This is a genomic window from Novosphingobium subterraneum (assembly GCF_000807925.1).
GTDB classification, from domain to species: domain Bacteria; phylum Pseudomonadota; class Alphaproteobacteria; order Sphingomonadales; family Sphingomonadaceae; genus Novosphingobium; species Novosphingobium subterraneum.
On the sequence record NZ_JRVC01000003.1, the window covers coordinates 178,120 to 195,051 of the forward strand.

Sequence of the window (16,932 nt, forward strand, 5' to 3'; positions counted from 1 at the left end):
AAAGTTACCTTCATTTAGAAGCTAATAATGCGGACGACCGGTCCGCTTCTTGGCGCATTTTCTTGCGGGCGAAGCACGACCCGCTCCTGTCCCTGTTGCAGGAGCGTCTGGTACATTCGCAGTTCGCCGGCGAAGCGATCGCTTTCGGCTGCGTAGCGATCATACTGGGCAATGATCGCATAATCGGCCGTGCAGGAACTGGCGCGTTCAGGGGCAAGTGTGCCGTAATCGACGATGGCTCTTGATCCCCGTGCGGCCTCGATTGTGGCGTAATCGATCTTGCCCGCAAGCATGGCTTTGGCGTCCACGCAACCCGCATCGCCCATCGGAAACAGGATGCGCCATGGTGCGGCCTGCAGATCGAAGGCAAACTGTTCGATAAGCACCGTGGAGCCGGGGGGAATGTTGCCCAGTGCCCAGGCAGATGCGGCTTGGCGCGTATCCTCGGCCCGCGCCTCGGTGCGATCGAGTGCGGCTGCGGCCAATGGAGCGGCGACCCCTGTAAGAATGACGGGAAGAGCCAGTCTTTGGGCCCGGAATCCAAGCGAAGCGACCCGGCTTGCAACCCGGCTTGCCGCAGCACCGAGGGCAATTGCCATGAGAGGCAGCAGCGGCAGGGCCCAGCGGTCCCACACCAGATGCTGAGCCGCAAGTACCATGATAAAGCCCAGCAGCACCGGCAGCAGTATTCTTGCCGCAAACCCATGCCGCGCGATCAACCACAATCCCCAGATTGCGAGCAGGCTTCCCGACAGGCCGAGGCCGTTCAAGACCGGACCCTGCCCGTACCACACCAGATTCTGCCAAGGGGAGCCACCGGTTGCGCCGAGATGATGGGCCTGTGCCTCGCCCTGCAGGTTCCGCCACAGCGTTTCATGATCCAGCACAAGGTAGGGGGAGATCAGCAGCAGCAGTGCGAGAGTCAGCGCGCCGAACGCCGCGACCCTTGCGAGGCTCTCGCGAAAGGAAGCCTCACCTTTGCTCCATCGATTCAGCAGGACCGCGATCATCGGCAAGGCACCCAGTGCAAACGGCCACTTGGTGGCGACGGCCAGGGCCAGCCAGACCGCCGCCCATACGAAGCGGCTGTTCGAGGGCTCGCGCGCATGGCGTGCCGTGGCGATCAGGCAGGCAAGCAGAAAGCTTGTCGCCATTATGTCTGATCTGATGACTTGCGCCCAGGTCACTGCCAAGGGGCTGACCGCAAGGACCAATCCCGCGCCCAGTGCTACCTTTCGATCGAGAAGTTCGTCGGCGAGGCGCATGGTCAGCCAGACGCTGAGCACTCCGAACGCGGCCATGACTATGCGTCCCGGCAGGATCACCAATGTCGGATCGGCAAAGACCGCGTCGGCAAAGGCCGTGGGCGATGCGAAGTGGCCGGTGACGTAGCCCACGCCGAAGACGATGAGGTCTACCAGCGCGAGAACGTACATGGTCGTTGTGGCGGGGTGGCCGAACCATCCGGGATTGAGCGTGCCGGTGCGCAGCATGCGGATGGCGCCCATTTCGAACATCAGTTCGTCAGGATCATTGAGCGCGGGCAGGCCGAAATCGATGTGCCGCAGGCGCAAGGCTGCGGCCAGAACCAGAACGGCCATCATGGCGATCTTCAACCTGATACTGGTCATTCGCAGGTCTGATCAGCCGTATGCGGTGCCGCAAGCGTGGAGTCCGGGTGCGGCATGTTTATCAGTCGGTCCTTGTCTGTCCTCGCCATTCTGCCAACGTCTTTCCGGAAGAAGGCGCGGCGGGGAATGACGGCGAGCTTCAAGGCACCCTAGAGCCTGTCGTCGCAATAGTCCGCGTCGGGCCGCTCCATTTTGGATTCACTTTCGATAAGTCGAGGTGCGGCCCGACCGTCAGAACGGGATCTCCGCGCCATCCCAGGCGATCAACCTGCCGGATTGCGCAGTCGTCAGGCCGTCGATCACGTCGAGCAGATGCCGCGCCGACCGCTCAGTCGTGAACAGCTTTTCTGCCGGAACGCCACGCTGGAACGGGCGGGACAGGGGTGTGTCAACCGTGCCGGGATGCAGCGTGACCGCCACGGCCTGCGGGTGCGTGCGGGCGAGTTCGACCGCCAGGTTCCTGACCAGCATGTTCAGCGCCGCTTTGGAAGAACGGTAGGAATGCCAGCCGCCGAGGCGATTGTCGCTGATCGAGCCGACCCGGGCGGAGATGGCGGCAAAGACGGCAGGGCGGTCCTTGGGCAGCAGGGGCAGGGTGTGGCGGGCGATGAGGGCAGGGCCGATGGTATTGATGGCGTATAGCTCGGCCATCGCGCCCGCATCGAGTGCGCGCCATGACTTTTCGGGGCCTTCGCCGTTTTCGCGAACCAGACGGCCGGTCGCCACGATCACAAGGTCGAGCGGCGTGCCGATCGCTTCGCAGGCCGCGGAGATCGAGCTTTCCTCGAGCAGGTCGAAGCGGTGGGCCACGACCTTGCCATGGCCCGCGCCGCCGCTGCGCGACAGGGCGTGGACTGCTTGCACGTCTTCACGCGCGGCGAGGAGAGCGGTCAGGGCGGCGCCGATGCCGCCGCTCGCACCGAATACGGCGCAACGTTTCATCATGGTCATCATGCCGTTGATGGACCTGTGGCAACGCTCCGTCGATATGACCCAAGGCATGGCGCTGTGTTGCGAGTATAAGACAGCTTGCGCGCAGCCGCGCGACATACCATGTTGCCAATGATACCAATGCCAAAGATACCGTTGCCAAAGTTACCGATGAACGCGTTCAATTCCGAAAGTCCCAGCACGATGGCTTCTACCCCCACCGAAACCGCGACGATGACCCCGATCAGCCTGACTCCGCCCGATCCGGTGCCGGTGGTCGCGCCCGCGCAGGCGGCAGGACTGGTGCCGGTGTCGGACGAGAACCGGTCCAAGCTGGAGGCCAAGGTCGATGCCTTCGTGGCTGACCTCATCTCGGTCGACGCGCAGAGCCCGGAATTCGGCAAGAAGGTCGACCAGCTTACCAACATGGGCCGCAAGGAGATTTCGCAGGCAGCGGGCATGTCGAACCGGTTTCTCGACCGGCCGATCCGTGCGATGGACAAGGATACAGGCGTCGGCGCCGACCTTGCCGCGCTGCGCCGGACGATCGAGGACCTCGATCCCGGCCGGCAGGGCAACCTGTCTTCAGGCCGCAAGTTCCTGGGGATCATCCCCTTCGGCAACAGCCTGAAGAAGTATTTCGACGGCTACACCTCGGCGCAGGGGCACATCAAGGCCATCCTCGAACGCCTGGCCTCGGGCAAGGATGAGCTGCTGATGGACAACGCCGGTATCGACGTCGAGCGCCAGAAGCTGTGGGAAGCGATGGGCAATCTCGAGCAGATGATCCACATCTCCAGGACGCTCGACGCCAAGCTTGAGGAGGCTGCCGCAGACCTCGATCATACCGATCCGGCCAAGGCCAAGGCGATCCGCGAAAGCGCGCTGTTCTATACCCGCCAGCGCACGCAGGACCTGCTGACGCAGATGGCGGTGACGGTGCAGGGCTATCTCGCGCTCGATCTGGTCAAGAAGAACAACGTCGAACTGGTCAAGGGCGTGGACCGCGCGAGCACCACGACGGTGGCGGCGCTGCGCACCGCGGTGACCGTGGCGCAGGCGATGACCAACCAGCGGCTGGTGCTGCAGCAGATCACCGCGCTCAACACCACGACGGCGAACATGATCGATTCCACCGGCAAGTTGCTGCGCGAGCAGACCGGCAAGATCCACGAGATGGCCGCTTCGAGCACGATCCCGCTGGAGACGCTGCAGCGCGCCTTCCAGAACATATACGACACGATGGACACCATCGATACCTTCAAGCTCAAGGCGCTGGACGCGATGAAGCAGACCGTCGACACGCTTTCGGGCGAGGTCGAGAAGTCGAAAGGCTACATCGCGCGGGCGGAAGGTGCGGCGCAGGCCAAGCTGGCCGGCCCGGAAACCTCGCCGCTGCTGACGCTGGAGGGCTGAGCAGCGCATGGCCAATTCCTCGGCACATGACAGCGACCGTATCCTTGCCGAAGCGCGCTCCTCGCTGGTGCGCCAGCAGGCAGGGGGGCGACGCAGCATCGGCAAGCGTTCGGCCGAACTGAAGCGCCAGCACTTCGGCAAGAAGGCCGCGCGCATGGCGATGTCGGTCGGCGTGCTGCTGGTGGGTGCGATGGTGGCGGGGATGATCCTCGATGGCATCGGCGTTACCGGGGTGATGGTGCTGGGCCTGGCGATCATTGCTGCGCTGGCATTCTTCGCGAAATATCCGAAGATGAAGGTCCCTGATCTTTCAGCGCTGAACACCGGCGATGTTCGCACGATGGTCGGGCGGACCGAACTGTGGCTTGAGGCCCAGCGTCCGGCGCTGCCTGCGCCTGCGGTGCAGTTGGTGGACCAGATCGGCGTGCAGCTCGATGGGCTGGGGCTGCAGCTGGAAGGCATCGATCCGGCCGAACCTGCCGCAGTCGAAGTGCGCAAGCTGGTGGGCGAGCATCTGCCGGGCATGGTCGAAAGCTACCGCAAGATTCCGCAGCACCTGCGGCGCGAGGAGCGCGGCGGGCGCAATGCCGATCAGCAGCTGGCCGATGGTCTTGCCAAGATCAGCAAGGAAATCGACGAGATCACGCGGCAGCTGGCGGCGGGCGATCTCGATGCGCTGGCCGTGCGCGGACGCTATCTGGACTATCGCTATGGGGAAGGTCTAGAGGCCGCGCCACAGCTTGAAGCTCCGAAGGTCTACTGATGCGTATCGCCATTCCCCACTCGCTCGACCGTGACGAAGCGCGCCGCCGCCTGCGCGAGAAGGCTGCGCAGGCGGCGGCCAAGGCCGATGGCATGGCGACCGTTAGCACCGCCTTCACCGATGACGACCACATGGTGATGACCGTCAGCGCGATGGGCTACACGCTCGATTGCGGAGTGGAACTGGCCGAGAAGGAGCTTGTGGTCGAGGTGGATATTCCCGCCAGCCTAGGCTTTGCCAAGCGCATGATCGAAGGCGTGATCCGCGAGAAGAGCGGCAAGCTGCTGACGTGAAGCCAGGGGCGCAGCCCTGAAGGCCGCGCCCTCTCCAGATCAGGCCTTTTCCAGTTGCGGGCGGTTGGCGACGAGGTTGTCGACCACGCTGGGATCGGCCAGCGTCGAGGTATCGCCAAGGTTCGACATGTCGTTCTCGCCGATCTTGCGCAGAATGCGGCGCATGATCTTGCCCGAGCGGGTCTTGGGCAGGCCAGGGGCGAACTGGATCACGTCGGGCGTGGCGATCGGGCCGATTTCGTGGCGCACCCACTGGATCAGTTCCTTGCGCAGCGCCTCGTCCGGCTCGACCTCGGCATTGCAGGTGACGAAGGCGTAGATGCCCTGGCCCTTGATGTCGTGCGGCATGCCGACGACCGCGGCTTCGGCAACCTTGGCGTGGGCAACCAGCGCGCTTTCGATCTCGGCGGTGCCCATGCGATGGCCCGAGACGTTGATCACGTCGTCGATACGGCCGGTGATCCAGTAGTATCCGTCCTCGTCGCGCCGACAGCCGTCACCGGTGAAATAGAGGCCCTTGAAGGTGCTGAAATAGGTCTGGAAGAAGCGCTCGTGATCACCCCACACGGTGCGCATCTGGCCGGGCCATGAGTCGGTGATGACCAGGCAGCCGTCGGTCGCACCTTCGAGGAAGTTGCCCTCATTGTCGACAAGGGCGGGCTTCACGCCGAAGAACGGGCGGCTGGCCGAGCCGGGCTTGAGCGGCGTGGCGCCCGGCAGCGGGGTGATCATCGCCGCGCCGGTTTCGGTCTGCCACCACGTGTCGACGATCGGGCACCGGCTGTCGCCCACGACCTTGTGATACCATTCCCAGGCCTCGGGATTGATCGGCTCACCCACCGAGCCCAGCAGGCGCAGCGAGGCGCGGCTGGTCTGCTTCACCCAGTCATCGCCTTCGCGCATCAGGGCGCGCAGGGCTGTGGGAGCGCCATAGAAGATCTCGACCTTGAACTTGTCGACCACCTGCCAGAAGCGGCTGGGATCGGGGAAGTTGGGCACGCCCTCGAACATCACGGTGGTCGCGCCGTTGGCGAGCGGGCCGTAGACGACATAGGAGTGGCCGGTGACCCAGCCGATGTCGGCCGCGCACCAGTAAATCTGGCCGGGACGGTAATCGAACACGTACTGGTGGGTCATCGAGGCCCAGACAGAGTAGCCGCCGGTGGTGTGCAGCACGCCCTTGGGCTTGCCGGTGGAGCCTGAAGTGTAAAGGATGAACAGGGGGTCTTCCGCATTCATTTCCTCCGGCGTGCAGTCAGCGCTTTGCGCCGAAACGCCGGTGGCCCAATCAACGTCGCGGCCTTCAACCATCGGCACGTCGGCACCGGTGTGGCGCAGCACGATGACGCTGTCGACGCCCGGACACTGCTTGAGCGCTTCGTCGACGTTGGCCTTGAGCGGGACCTTCTTGCCGCCGCGCAGGCCTTCGTCAGACGTCAGGACGATGCGGCTGTCGCAGTCGATGATGCGACCGGCAAGGGCATCCGGGCTGAAACCTGCAAAGACGATCGAGTGGATCGCGCCGATGCGGGCGCAGGCAAGCATGGCGACGGCGGCTTCGGGCACCATCGGCAGGTAGATCGTGACTCGCTCCCCGCGCTTCACCCCTTGCGCCTTGAGCAGGTTGGCAAAGCGGCAGACCTGTTCGTGCAGCTCGCGGTAAGTGATCTCGCGGTGGGGCGTGGCAGGGCTGTCCGGCTCCCACAGGACGGCGATCTGTTCGCCGCGCTCTGCCAGGTGGCGGTCAAGGCAGTTGGCCGAGAGGTTGAGCGTGCCGTCCTCGAACCAGCGGATGCCGAAATCGGCTTCGTGATAGGAAGTGTTCTTCACCTTGGTAAAGGGCTTGATCCAGTCGAGCCGCTTGCCGTGTTCGGCCCAGAAGGCTTCGGGATCTTCCACCGACTGGCGGTACATCTCGAAGTAGCCCGCTTCATCGACAAGGGCGTTCTCGGCCCATTGCGCGGGAACCGGATAGACTGCCTCGCCCATGATCAACTCTCTCCTCTGGCTTCTTCGATCTTGCCTGGCGGTTTACCGCCTGAGGCCCCGCCGGGCTTTTAGACAATAGTCGTAGATATGGTCGATCCCGCCGAGCGGGCAAGGCCCGGCAGGCCCCGTCACGCGGCAGGATGTTGCGATTGCGCCCGGTCTGGCGCAAGGCTTGGCCATGGCTTGTTTTTCCGATTATCACGCGCATGTCTATTTCGACCCTTCGGAGACGGAGGAAGCTGGCGCGCTGTGCATGAGAATGCGCGACGAACTTGGCGTCGCAATGGGGCGCGTGCATGCTCGTCCGGTTGGCCCGCATCCGCGAGGCTCTTGCCAGATGACGATCCCGGCGGACCGAATCGGCGCGGCCATCGCCTGGATGATGGAAAATCGTGGGCACTTCACGATCTTCTGCCACGGCAACAGCGGCAACGATCTGGACGATCACACACGCCATGTCATGTGGTTGGGCGATAGCGAGGCCCTGAACCTTGCTCAATTCGGATCAAATCAGTCAAAAATGTAAATCAGCAATATTTTGTCGCATTTCCGCCCGTTATGCGCAAAACGGTGCCTTCAGCTAGAGACTTGTCGGTCTGCGGGGGCGAACGGATCGGGCAGGCGCAAACAGGGCGCCAAACCGCCGGTTTTCCCCAGCAAACGTCACCATAGTGCCTGTTCTTCAACCTTGGCACCACGGGCGTCACTGCTATCGTGCACCGTGTTGCTGCAACCGCGCCGGAGCTTTATGCAATCTCCATCAATCGTACTTGTGGAAGACGACGGGCCGCTGCGGACGCTGACCGCGCGTGCCCTGCGGGAAAACGGCTACAATGTCCGCACTGCTGCCACTGGCGCAGAAATGTGGGTTGCCCTGGAAAGCGAGCCGGCCGACCTGGTCGTGCTTGACATCATGTTGCCGGGAACGAGCGGGATCGAGCTGTTCCGCCGCCTGCGCAAGCAAAGCGACGTGCCCATCATCTTCGTCTCCGCTCGCGGCAGCGAGGAGGATCGCGTCCTCGGGCTTGAACTCGGCGCAGACGATTATCTGCCCAAGCCGTTCAGCACGCGCGAACTGGTAGCCCGGATCGGCGCGGTGCTGCGTCGCGGGGCCAACGCCGTCACCGATACCGCTGGCGATACGGGCAGCCGGAGCGGCGACATCCATTTTGACGGCTGGTCCGTATCGATGGCCCGGCGCGAACTGCATTCGCCCAGCGGCGCGATGGTTGACCTGACGGGGGCCGAATTCGATCTGCTGGCCACGTTCATCGGGCAGCCACAGCGCGTGCTGGGGCGCGAACGCCTGATCGAACTCTCGCGAACCCGTCTGGGTGACAGTTCGGATCGCAGCGTCGACGTGCTGGTCAGTCGCCTGCGGCGCAAGCTCTCCGCGGCCGGAGGCAATGCCCCGATCGTAACGGTTCGCGGTGTCGGCTACATGTTCAAGGCCGAAGTGCAGCGCGCCTGATGCTGTCGCGCCGCTTTGGCCTGCCCGAGCGGCTGCTGGCAATCCTGCTGCTTGTCGCGTTGGTCGATTTTGCGGCCAATACCCTGTTGTTCGATCGTGCCAGCCAATTCGCGCTGCGCGAGGATGATGCTGCGCGCGTTGCAGAAAACCTCATCATCGCCACGCGTGCGATCGAGCGAGCGCCGGTCACCGAACGCCAGCAGGTTGCCAGGGATCTCAGTTCGGCCCGGTTCGCGCTCGACTGGCAGCCGTCAGGCAAGCGTCCGAGCGGTTCCATCCAGCTTTCACGCCTGCGCGAACAGATCATAGAAGACGCACCCGAACTCGGCCGTGCCGATTTGCAGTTGCATCTCAAGCCGGTCGCCGTCGCTGGCAATGTCTCAGGTTCACTGGTCTTGCCTGACCGCAGCGTCGTGCAGTTTCAGACCTATGCCAGCGATGCCTGGACACTCAATGCCGGGCGCATCCTCACGCTGATGATGCCGACCCTGGCGCTCGTGCTGCTGGCCTGGGTCCTTTTTCGGGCCACGCTAGCGCCGTTGCGGACGCTGGTCCGGGCGTCGAAAACGGTTGGTTCGGGGCCGCCGCAACTGCTGTCCGAACAAGGCACGGCGGAAGTCCGCGACCTGATCCATGCCTTCAATGAGATGCAGCAGCGCGTCTATGAATCCATGACCAATCGCACGCAGTCCATGCTGGCGATCGGGCATGATCTGCGCACGCCGCTCTCGCGAATGCAACTGCGCGTCGAAAGCCTCGATCTTGATGAGGAAACGCGCGAGGGCATGAGCGCTGACCTTGGCGAGATGCGGCACATGCTCGAATCGCTGCAGGCCTTCGTCGAATCCGGTGGGAGTCGCTTGCCGGCAGAGCGTATTGACGTTGCCGTAATGGCGCAGACTCTGGTGGACACGGCGGCCGACAATGGCGCCGATGCCACCTTTCACGGGCTTGAAAGCCTCGAGATCATGGCGCGTCCCGTCTCGGTGCGACGTGCTCTTTCCAATCTGATCGAGAATGCACTCCATTACGCTGGCAACGTGCGGGTTACCGTACGGCGCGTTGACGGGGCGGCCGAGCTACAGTTCGATGACGATGGCCCCGGCATTCCGGCCGAGCGGATCGAGGATGTTCTGCAACCGTTCGTCCGTCTGGACACGGCGCGTGCCCGCGACACACCGGGAATGGGCCTTGGCCTCGCCATCGTGCGCCGAGCAATCCAGCTGGACAATGGCACCTTGCAATTGCGCAACCGGCCCACGGGAGGGCTCTGCGTCACGGTCTGTTTTCCGTTGGCGACGAATTGAAGCGTTCCGAAACAGTTCGTTACACGCCCGCGCCGTTACGGAAAGATGCGACACATACTTTGACTAGCTTCCGGGCGACCTCAGTCGGTTGTCGATTCTAGTGAAAGGTCCAGCACCGTGAACGAACTTATCGGCCGCGTCTTCAGCTTCGAAAAGACCATCTTTCCCGACAGCCGCGAGCTGTTCGGCAAGCTCGTGAGCGAGGGGCAGTCTCCCAAGGCGCTGATGATCTCCTGCGCGGACTCGCGCATCGTTCCCGAACAGATCATGCAGGCCCAGCCCGGCGAGCTGTTCGTGTGCCGTAATGCCGGAAACATGGTTCCCCCCTACGCGACCATGAACGGCGGTGTGACCTCGACCGTCGAATACGCGGTCATGGCGCTCGGCGTGCGTGACATCATCGTTTGCGGCCATTCCGACTGCGGCGCGATGAAGGCGCTGTCCGCGCCGGCGCTGCCGGAAGGCATGCCGAACGTGGTTGCATGGTTGCGTCATGGTGCCGCAGCCGAAAGCGTCGTTTCAAGCTGCTCGCCCCACCTCGACACCGACGAGCGGGTCCGCGCGGTCAGCCTGCAGAACGTCATCGTCCAGCTTGATCACCTGCGCACTCATCCTTCGGTGGCGACGGCAATTGCCAAGGGTGAAATGTCGCTGCACGGCTGGTTCGTCGACATCAGTGCCGGCATGGTGCTTGGTCTCGATGGCGAGACCGGCGAGTTCGTGCCGCTGCGCGAAGACAAGCCCCTGCCGGTGGCGCTTCCCGCCCGGTCGCGCCGCATTCTCGATACCTGGACCGCCGAGGCCGCAGAATGACAGCCGCGACCAGCGATAGTGCCGGTGGCGGGATTTCCCGCTACTTCGTGCGCGATTTCACCGCGTCGATCGTGGTGTTCCTTGTCGCCATGCCCTTGTGCATGGGGATCGCCATTGCTTCCGGCGTGCCGCCGGAGAAAGGGCTGGTCACCGGGATCATCGGCGGGATCGTCGTTGGCCTCCTCGCCGGTTCGCCGCTGCAGGTAAGCGGGCCGGCCGCGGGCCTTGCCGTGATCGTCTTCGAATTCGTTCGCGACAATGGCCTGTCCGCTCTCGGGCCGGTACTGGTGCTGGCTGGCGCCCTGCAATTCGTCGCGGGTGTGGCCAGGCTGGGGGGCGTATTCCGCGCGATCTCGCCTGCAGTGGTCCATGGCATGCTGGCCGGGATCGGCGCGCTGATCGTGATCGGGCAGTTCCATATCCTGTTCGACGCCAAGCCGCTTTCCAACGGCATTGACAATCTTGCCATGATGCCAGCGCGCGTGCTTGGCCTGACCCCGTTCGATCTGCGTTCGACGGAACTCGCCCTCATGCTCGGCCTGCTCACCATCGGTACGATGCTGGCGTGGGAAAAGCTCAAGCCGGCAAGGCTTGGCCTGGTCCCGGGCGCGCTGCTTGGCGTGCTGGCGGCGACAGGCGTGGCGTGGGGCCTCGGGCTCGACGTGGCGCGGATTGTCGTTCCGGATTCGATCGGTGCTGCCTTCGCTCTGCCCGGTGGGGACTTTCTTGCTCCGCTGACCAACGGCTCGCTGATCGTCTCGGCGATTGCCATCGCCTTCATCGCCAGCGCTGAAACCCTGCTTTCGGCCGCAGCGGTTGACCGGATGCACGATGGCGTGCGGACGGACTACAACAAGGAATTGCGGGCGCAGGGTGTCGGCAACCTGCTTTGCGGTGTGGTCAACGCGCTGCCGATGACGGGCGTGATCGTGCGCAGTTCGGCCAACGTTCAGGCGGGTGCGATGACCCGCATGTCTGCGGTCATGCACGGAGTGTGGATACTCGGCTTTGTGGCCCTGCTGCCCTTTATCCTGCGCGAAGTGCCGATGGCGGCGCTGGGCGGCGTTCTCGTGGTCACCGGATGGAAGCTGGTCAGCATCAAGCAGGTTCGCCGCCTCTTTGAGGTGCACGGCTTCATGCCAGCTCTGATCTGGGTCGCGACCTTCACGCTCGTCGTGACGACCGACCTCCTGACTGGTGTGCTCGTCGGTCTTGCGCTGTCTGCGCTCGAACTTGTTCCGCACCTGCGTAACCTGCGCTTCCGCGTGGGCGAGCAGACCGTGGGCGAAACCGTGCGGCTTGAACTGGAAGGCGCGGCCACTTTCCTCGGTCTTACGCGCCTCACCAATGCTCTCGAGCAGGTTCCGGTTGCCAAGCCTGTCCACGTCGATCTCGATCGTGTCCACGCGATGGACCACACCACGGCCGAGATGCTGACGGAGTGGCTGGCGCGTCGCAAGCAGCGCGGGAATGCGGTGACCGTTTCGGGCCCCGCGCCGTTGCTGAAAACACTGGCGCACGCCTGACCACTGGCTTGATTCCGGGCCAAAGCTGGCAAATCGCGCGCGACATCCCACCCCCTCTTGTTGCGCGCATGGTGGCAAGAGTCCGCAGAAATTGCGGGCTCTTGCCACTTTGCACAAGAATCTATCTTGCAGTGCAGCAAAACCGGGTGTAATACTTTGGGCTCTGCAGTGACGTCGCTCCGTTCTTGAGAAGCGCTCGCACGGCAGACGCAGGTGGAACGTGATAACCTATCCAGGGAGCGTTCCGTATGAAGACCCGTCTCGCCGCAGCCGTGGCACCTGTCGCCCTCGCACTCTTTGCGACTCCGGCTTTCGCGCAGGAAGAAACCCCCGCCATCACCGTTTCGGGCAGCGCTGCTCTCGTTTCGGACTACCGCTTCCGCGGCGTTTCCATGACCGACAAGGAAATGGCGGTTCAGGCCGGCGTCACCGTGGCGCATGAAAGCGGCTTCTATGTCGGCACCTGGGGTTCAAACCTCGCAGGCTGGGGCACCTTCGCGGGTTCCAACATGGAACTCGACATTATCGGTGGCTACAAGACCGAAATCAGCGGCGTGACGGTCGATGTCGGCCTGACCTGGTACATGTATCCGGGCGGTCTCGACAACACGGACTTCGCCGAGCCCTACGTAAAGGTGTCCGGGTCGGTCGGTCCTGCAAATCTTCTTGTCGGCGCAGCCTATGCTCCCAAGCAGGAAGCTCTCGGCCAGTGGTACAATTCGGGTGCTTCGGCTGCCACCGGCGTTTACGACAATCCGGGTGCCAAGGCTGACAATCTCTATGTCTGGACCGATGCGTCGGCAGGTATCCCTGACACCGGCCTGACCGTGAAGGGCCACATCGGCTACACCACCGGCGGCAACAAGGGCCTTGGCCCTCAAGGCACCTCGGTTTCGCCGACCGGTGATTATGTCGACTGGCTGGTTGGCGCCGATTACACCCTCGGCAACGTCACGCTCGGCGTGGCCTATGTCGATACCGACCTCACCCCGACCGACTTCAATTACCTGACGCCGAACTTCTCGTCGACCAAGGATGGCTCGTCGATCGCCGGTTCGCGCGTGGTTGTTTCGGCTACTGTCGCCTTCTGATCAGGCCGGCCCTTGGCCGCTACCTGACGATCAATGGCGAAAGCCCTTCTCTCCGATGCGGAGGGGAGGGCTTTCTCTTTGTGCGTTCCGCCCGTCACCAGCGGGCGGAATAAAATTGTTATGGCGTATACCAAATGGTTCATGCGCCGCGTTCGGGCGCAGCCTAGCCTTTCTCCCGAGGTCGACCGATGCGAGTCGTCCGCCAGGGAGACAGTTCACGATGACTCTTGCATTTCGCCTGACCGCAGCCGCGCTGTCCGGACTGCTTGCCTTGCCACTGCCCGTTCAGGCGCAGCAACAATTGCCGGAGCAACTGCAATCCGGTCCCGCTTCGGAAGTGCCGGTGGCAACGCAGGTAATGCGCTGGCGCATGAACGACGCCGACGTGAACAGCTTTGCCTTTCGCAACATGGATCAGCTGTTCACCACGCGCACGGTCGCGCATTCCGGCGCACCGTGGGCCTTGCCCAAGGTCGAACGCCCGATGGATTTCACCTACGCATTCGGCGGAAAGACCTGGACCGCCGAACAGGCGCTCGAGCGCACTTATACCAACGCTCTCCTGATCATGAAGGACGGGCGGATCGTCACCGAAATCTATCGCAATGGCTCGAACGAGCGCACGCGCTTCATGGGCTGGTCGATGACCAAGTCGCTGACCTCGACGCTTGTTGGCGCAGCCCTTGCCGATGGGCTGATCAGCTCGCTTGATGATCAGATCGTGCGCTATCTGCCCGAACTGAAAGGGAGCGGCTACGATGGCGTGACCATCCGCCAGATCCTGCAGATGCGTTCGGGCGTCGATTACGAGGAGCGCTACGACTTCGCCAATCCCGGCATCGCGGCAAGCAACCACATCAACGCTCTCGTCAAGAACGTCGCGCGCTTTGCCGATGTCGCCCGCACCATCAAGCGCAAGTCAAAGCCCGGCGAAGTCTTCGCCTACAAGACCATCGACACCGCCGTGCTTGGCTGGCTGATCGAACGGGTCAGCGGGGGCTCGGTGGCGGCCTATACCGCGCGCAAGCTGTGGGAACCGCTTGGCACCGAGGCCGATGGCTTCTACATCATGGATGGCCGGCCCGGCACCGGGCGCGAGTTCAGCGGCGCCGGCTTCAACGCCACGCTGCGCGATTGGGCGCGCTTCGGCCAGATGATGCTCGATGGCGGCATGGCCAACGGGAAGCGCATCATCAGCGAGGAATGGGTCAAGGCCGCGCAGGCGCCGGCCGGCCCCGAGGACGGACCGGAAGGTGGCTATGGCTATCAGTGGTGGACGATGGCCAAATCGCCTGCCTATTCGGCCATCGGACTGCAGGGGCAGTACGTTTACGTCGATCCCGCCAGCCGGACCGTGGTGGTCAAGCTGAGCTACTTCCCTCCTGCGGAAGGCAGTGTCGGACAGGAAACCATGGCGTTCCTTGCCGCCGCCTCTGCGTGGAAGCCGGCACCGTAAGCAATAACAACAGGGAGGATACCATGAAGACTCAGTTCGCGCTGGGCTGCGCGATGACGCTCGCCTTTGTCACCCAGCCTGGCACCGCGTTTGCGCAAGCGGCACAAGATACGGTCAGCGCGCCAGAAGAGGCCGGCGAAGGCGTTGGCGAAATCATCGTTACCGCGCAGCGCCGCAAGGAAAAGCTCCAGGACGTCGCCGTTTCCGCCACCGCCTTCGATGCCAGCGCTCTGGCCGACAAGGCCGTGACCAACCTGGCCGACCTGCAGAACGCCAGCCCCGCGCTGTCCATCTCCGATGGCGGCATCACGCAGTCGATCAATATTCGCGGCATCGGCCTTGCCAGCAATTCGCCAAGCGTGACGGCAGGTGTCGCGACGTATGTCGACGGCCTGTTCCAGCCACCGATCGTGCAGGCCAACAGCTTCTACGACCTTGCCAGCGTCGAGGTGCTGCGCGGGCCGCAGGGCACGCTCGTCGGCTCGAACTCCACGGGTGGCGCAATCTTCATCAACACGCAGAACCCGCTGCTGGATGAGGGGCTGGGCGGATATGCCATGTTCGGCGGCGGAAACTACAACTCGGTTCAATCCGAAGCCGCAGTGAACCTGCCCGTTTCCGACACGTTCGGCTTCCGCGCAGCAGGCTTCTATCGCAACCGCGACAGCTTCTACACCAGCGTCGGCCCGGTCGGGAATGATGCGGGCAAGCTGCGCGAAGGTGGCGGCCGCCTTACCGCCATGTGGAAGCCCGGCTCGTTCCAGGCGGTGGCCAAGGTCTCGTTCAACGATCGCGACACGGGCGGCTATGCCTATCGCCCGATCCTGGGCACGCCTTACGACGTCTTCCGCGTGGGCGATATCCGCACGATCAGCTTCGATACCCCCGTCGCCAACCGCGAACGCTCATTCCAGGCCAGCCTCGAGCTGCGGCAGGAGCTGGCAAGCGGCATCACCCTGCGCTCGGTCACTGGCTACCAGAACAAGCGTATCAATGCCCTGAACGACGTCGATGCCTCGGCGGGGCCCGGCGGTATTGCCGAAGACTACTTTGCGGGGGAGAAAGTCTACACGCAAGAAATCAACATCATCTCGCCCACCGAAGGCCGGTTCGACTGGATCCTTGGCGGATATTTCCAGCGCAACGATATCGCGATCCGCATCCTGCAGGACCAGCAGGGTTTTCCGACCGATATCATCGGCGGCAACCAGCGCACCACCACGGGCTTGTTCGCGCAGGGCAATTACGAGATCGTCCCGGGCCTGGAAGCCCAGCTCGGCGCGCGCTATTCCACCTACAAGGCCACCGGCTATGGCGACGTGACCATCGGCGCGGGCATTCCGGGCTTCCCTCCCGGCGGCCTGGCCGTTGCCTCACTGGCCGGCAGCCACAAGGACTCGCTCGCCACCGGCAAGTTCGCGCTCAACTGGAAGGTCGATGCCGACAACCTGCTCTATGCGCTGGTTGCACGTGGCTACAAGCCCGGCGGCTTCAATTCGCCCACATCGAACTTCGATCCGGAGCGCGTGATCAGCTACGAAGCGGGGTGGAAATCCGCCTTCCTGCGCAACCGCATCCGCACCCAGATCAGCGCGTTCTACAACAAGTACGCCAACTTCCAGTTCAACGTCGTGGAACCGAGCACGGGCTTTGCGGGCGTGGAGAACATCTCGACTGTCGAGATCAAGGGCGTGGAAGCGCAGGTGCAAGGGCGCTTCGGCGGCTTCGGCTTCGATGCCAACGTGGCTTTCGTGGATTCGGATCTGGCGAGCGTCACTTTCGTCAACACCCGCCAGCTCGGCGGAGCCAACCTCGGCCCGCAGTGCCCGGTGGGCACGCCGTCTGCGCCGCCGTTCTGCTTCGACTACGCACCCTTCATCCAGACTACCGGCGGCGGGCCTAACCTCTATGCGCCGCGCTGGACATGGGGCGGCGGCGTCGAATACGAGATCCCGCTTGGCGGGGAAATGTCGCTGACGCCGCGGGTGAACTATGCCTACGTCGGGGAGCAGTTCACCTACATCGGCTATTCACCGCTGTCGGATCGTCTCAACCCGCGCGGCCTGCTCTCGGCGATCGTCACTCTCAGGATCAACGACAGGCTGAAGCTCGAGGCCTGGGGCACGAACCTGACGAACAAGGACTATATCACCGGCCAGCTGAACTCGAACGAGTTCTACGGTGCGCCGCGCGAGTACGGGGTCAAGCTCAACGTCACCTTCTGACGCCCGGGTGCCGGAGCGGAT

14 protein-coding genes are annotated in these 16,932 nt (G+C 63.5%); 11 read left to right on the forward strand and 3 right to left on the reverse strand.

The genetic code is table 11. The annotated features are described in order from the left end of the window. Nucleotides 1-14: 14 nt before the first annotated feature. Together NJ75_RS04320 and NJ75_RS04325 are read right to left on the reverse strand one after the other, a co-directional pair. Entirely contained in the window at nucleotides 15-1,631 is a 1,617-nt protein-coding gene (locus NJ75_RS04320) for an ArnT family glycosyltransferase (RefSeq protein ID WP_039331769.1), read from the reverse strand. Nucleotides 1,632-1,862: 231 nt separating this feature from the next. Next, entirely contained in the window at nucleotides 1,863-2,573 is a 711-nt protein-coding gene (locus NJ75_RS04325; protein WP_039331965.1) for an SDR family NAD(P)-dependent oxidoreductase, read from the reverse strand. A 192-nt stretch (nucleotides 2,574-2,765) separates the two neighbouring features. Between NJ75_RS04325 and NJ75_RS04330 the strand changes: the two genes are divergently transcribed. Genes NJ75_RS04330 through NJ75_RS04340 form a run of 3 tightly spaced genes read left to right on the forward strand, consistent with a single transcriptional unit; the run spans nucleotide 2,766 to nucleotide 5,033 of the window. Next, the gene (locus NJ75_RS04330) at nucleotides 2,766-3,977 is read left to right on the forward strand and encodes a toxic anion resistance protein (RefSeq protein WP_039331967.1); all 1,212 of its coding nucleotides are present in this window, start codon (nucleotides 2,766-2,768) and stop codon (nucleotides 3,975-3,977) included. Nucleotides 3,978-3,984: 7 nt separating this feature from the next. Continuing rightward, nucleotides 3,985-4,740, forward strand: a complete 756-nt coding sequence (locus NJ75_RS04335) for a hypothetical protein (protein WP_039331770.1) — start codon at nucleotides 3,985-3,987, stop codon at nucleotides 4,738-4,740. Beyond that, complete coding sequence (locus NJ75_RS04340) at nucleotides 4,740-5,033, forward strand: polyhydroxyalkanoic acid system family protein (protein WP_039331771.1); 294 nt, start codon at nucleotides 4,740-4,742, stop codon at nucleotides 5,031-5,033. The genes NJ75_RS04335 and NJ75_RS04340 overlap by 1 nt, the downstream gene beginning before the upstream one ends. Before the next feature lie 39 nt (nucleotides 5,034-5,072). On the opposite strand, the gene acs is transcribed toward NJ75_RS04340, so the two are convergent. Beyond that, entirely contained in the window at nucleotides 5,073-7,022 is a 1,950-nt protein-coding gene (gene acs / locus NJ75_RS04345; RefSeq protein WP_039331772.1) for an acetate--CoA ligase, read from the reverse strand. Between the two features lie 178 nt (nucleotides 7,023-7,200). Between acs and NJ75_RS04350 the strand changes: the two genes are divergently transcribed. The 8 genes from NJ75_RS04350 to NJ75_RS04385 all read left to right on the forward strand — a co-directional run bounded on the left by NJ75_RS04350 (nucleotide 7,201) and on the right by NJ75_RS04385 (nucleotide 16,911). Beyond that, nucleotides 7,201-7,548, forward strand: coding sequence for a DOPA 4,5-dioxygenase family protein (locus tag NJ75_RS04350; RefSeq protein WP_039331774.1), 348 nt, complete (start codon nucleotides 7,201-7,203; stop codon nucleotides 7,546-7,548). Between the two features lie 222 nt (nucleotides 7,549-7,770). After that, nucleotides 7,771-8,493, forward strand: coding sequence for a response regulator transcription factor (locus NJ75_RS04355; RefSeq protein WP_039331775.1), 723 nt, complete (start codon nucleotides 7,771-7,773; stop codon nucleotides 8,491-8,493). Beyond that, nucleotides 8,493-9,800: an ATP-binding protein gene (locus NJ75_RS04360; RefSeq protein WP_039331777.1), complete on the forward strand. Its 1,308-nt coding sequence runs from the start codon at nucleotides 8,493-8,495 to the stop codon at nucleotides 9,798-9,800. Before NJ75_RS04355 ends, NJ75_RS04360 begins: the two co-directional genes overlap by 1 nt. Nucleotides 9,801-9,917: 117 nt before the next feature. Continuing rightward, complete coding sequence (locus NJ75_RS04365) at nucleotides 9,918-10,613, forward strand: carbonic anhydrase (RefSeq protein ID WP_039331778.1); 696 nt, start codon at nucleotides 9,918-9,920, stop codon at nucleotides 10,611-10,613. Continuing rightward, nucleotides 10,610-12,139 (forward strand): SulP family inorganic anion transporter, encoded by a 1,530-nt coding sequence (locus NJ75_RS04370; RefSeq protein ID WP_039331779.1) that lies wholly within the window; start codon nucleotides 10,610-10,612, stop codon nucleotides 12,137-12,139. The genes NJ75_RS04365 and NJ75_RS04370 overlap by 4 nt, the downstream gene beginning before the upstream one ends. A 248-nt stretch (nucleotides 12,140-12,387) precedes the next feature. Then, the gene (locus NJ75_RS04375) at nucleotides 12,388-13,230 is read left to right on the forward strand and encodes a TorF family putative porin (RefSeq protein WP_039331780.1); all 843 of its coding nucleotides are present in this window, start codon (nucleotides 12,388-12,390) and stop codon (nucleotides 13,228-13,230) included. Between the two features lie 220 nt (nucleotides 13,231-13,450). After that, nucleotides 13,451-14,686 carry a serine hydrolase domain-containing protein gene (locus NJ75_RS04380; RefSeq protein ID WP_039331782.1) on the forward strand — a complete coding sequence of 412 codons (1,236 nt, stop codon included), beginning with the start codon at nucleotides 13,451-13,453 and terminating at the stop codon, nucleotides 14,684-14,686. A gap of 23 nt (nucleotides 14,687-14,709) precedes the next feature. Then, nucleotides 14,710-16,911, forward strand: coding sequence for a TonB-dependent receptor (locus tag NJ75_RS04385; RefSeq protein ID WP_156135703.1), 2,202 nt, complete (start codon nucleotides 14,710-14,712; stop codon nucleotides 16,909-16,911). Nucleotides 16,912-16,932 lie beyond the last annotated feature (21 nt).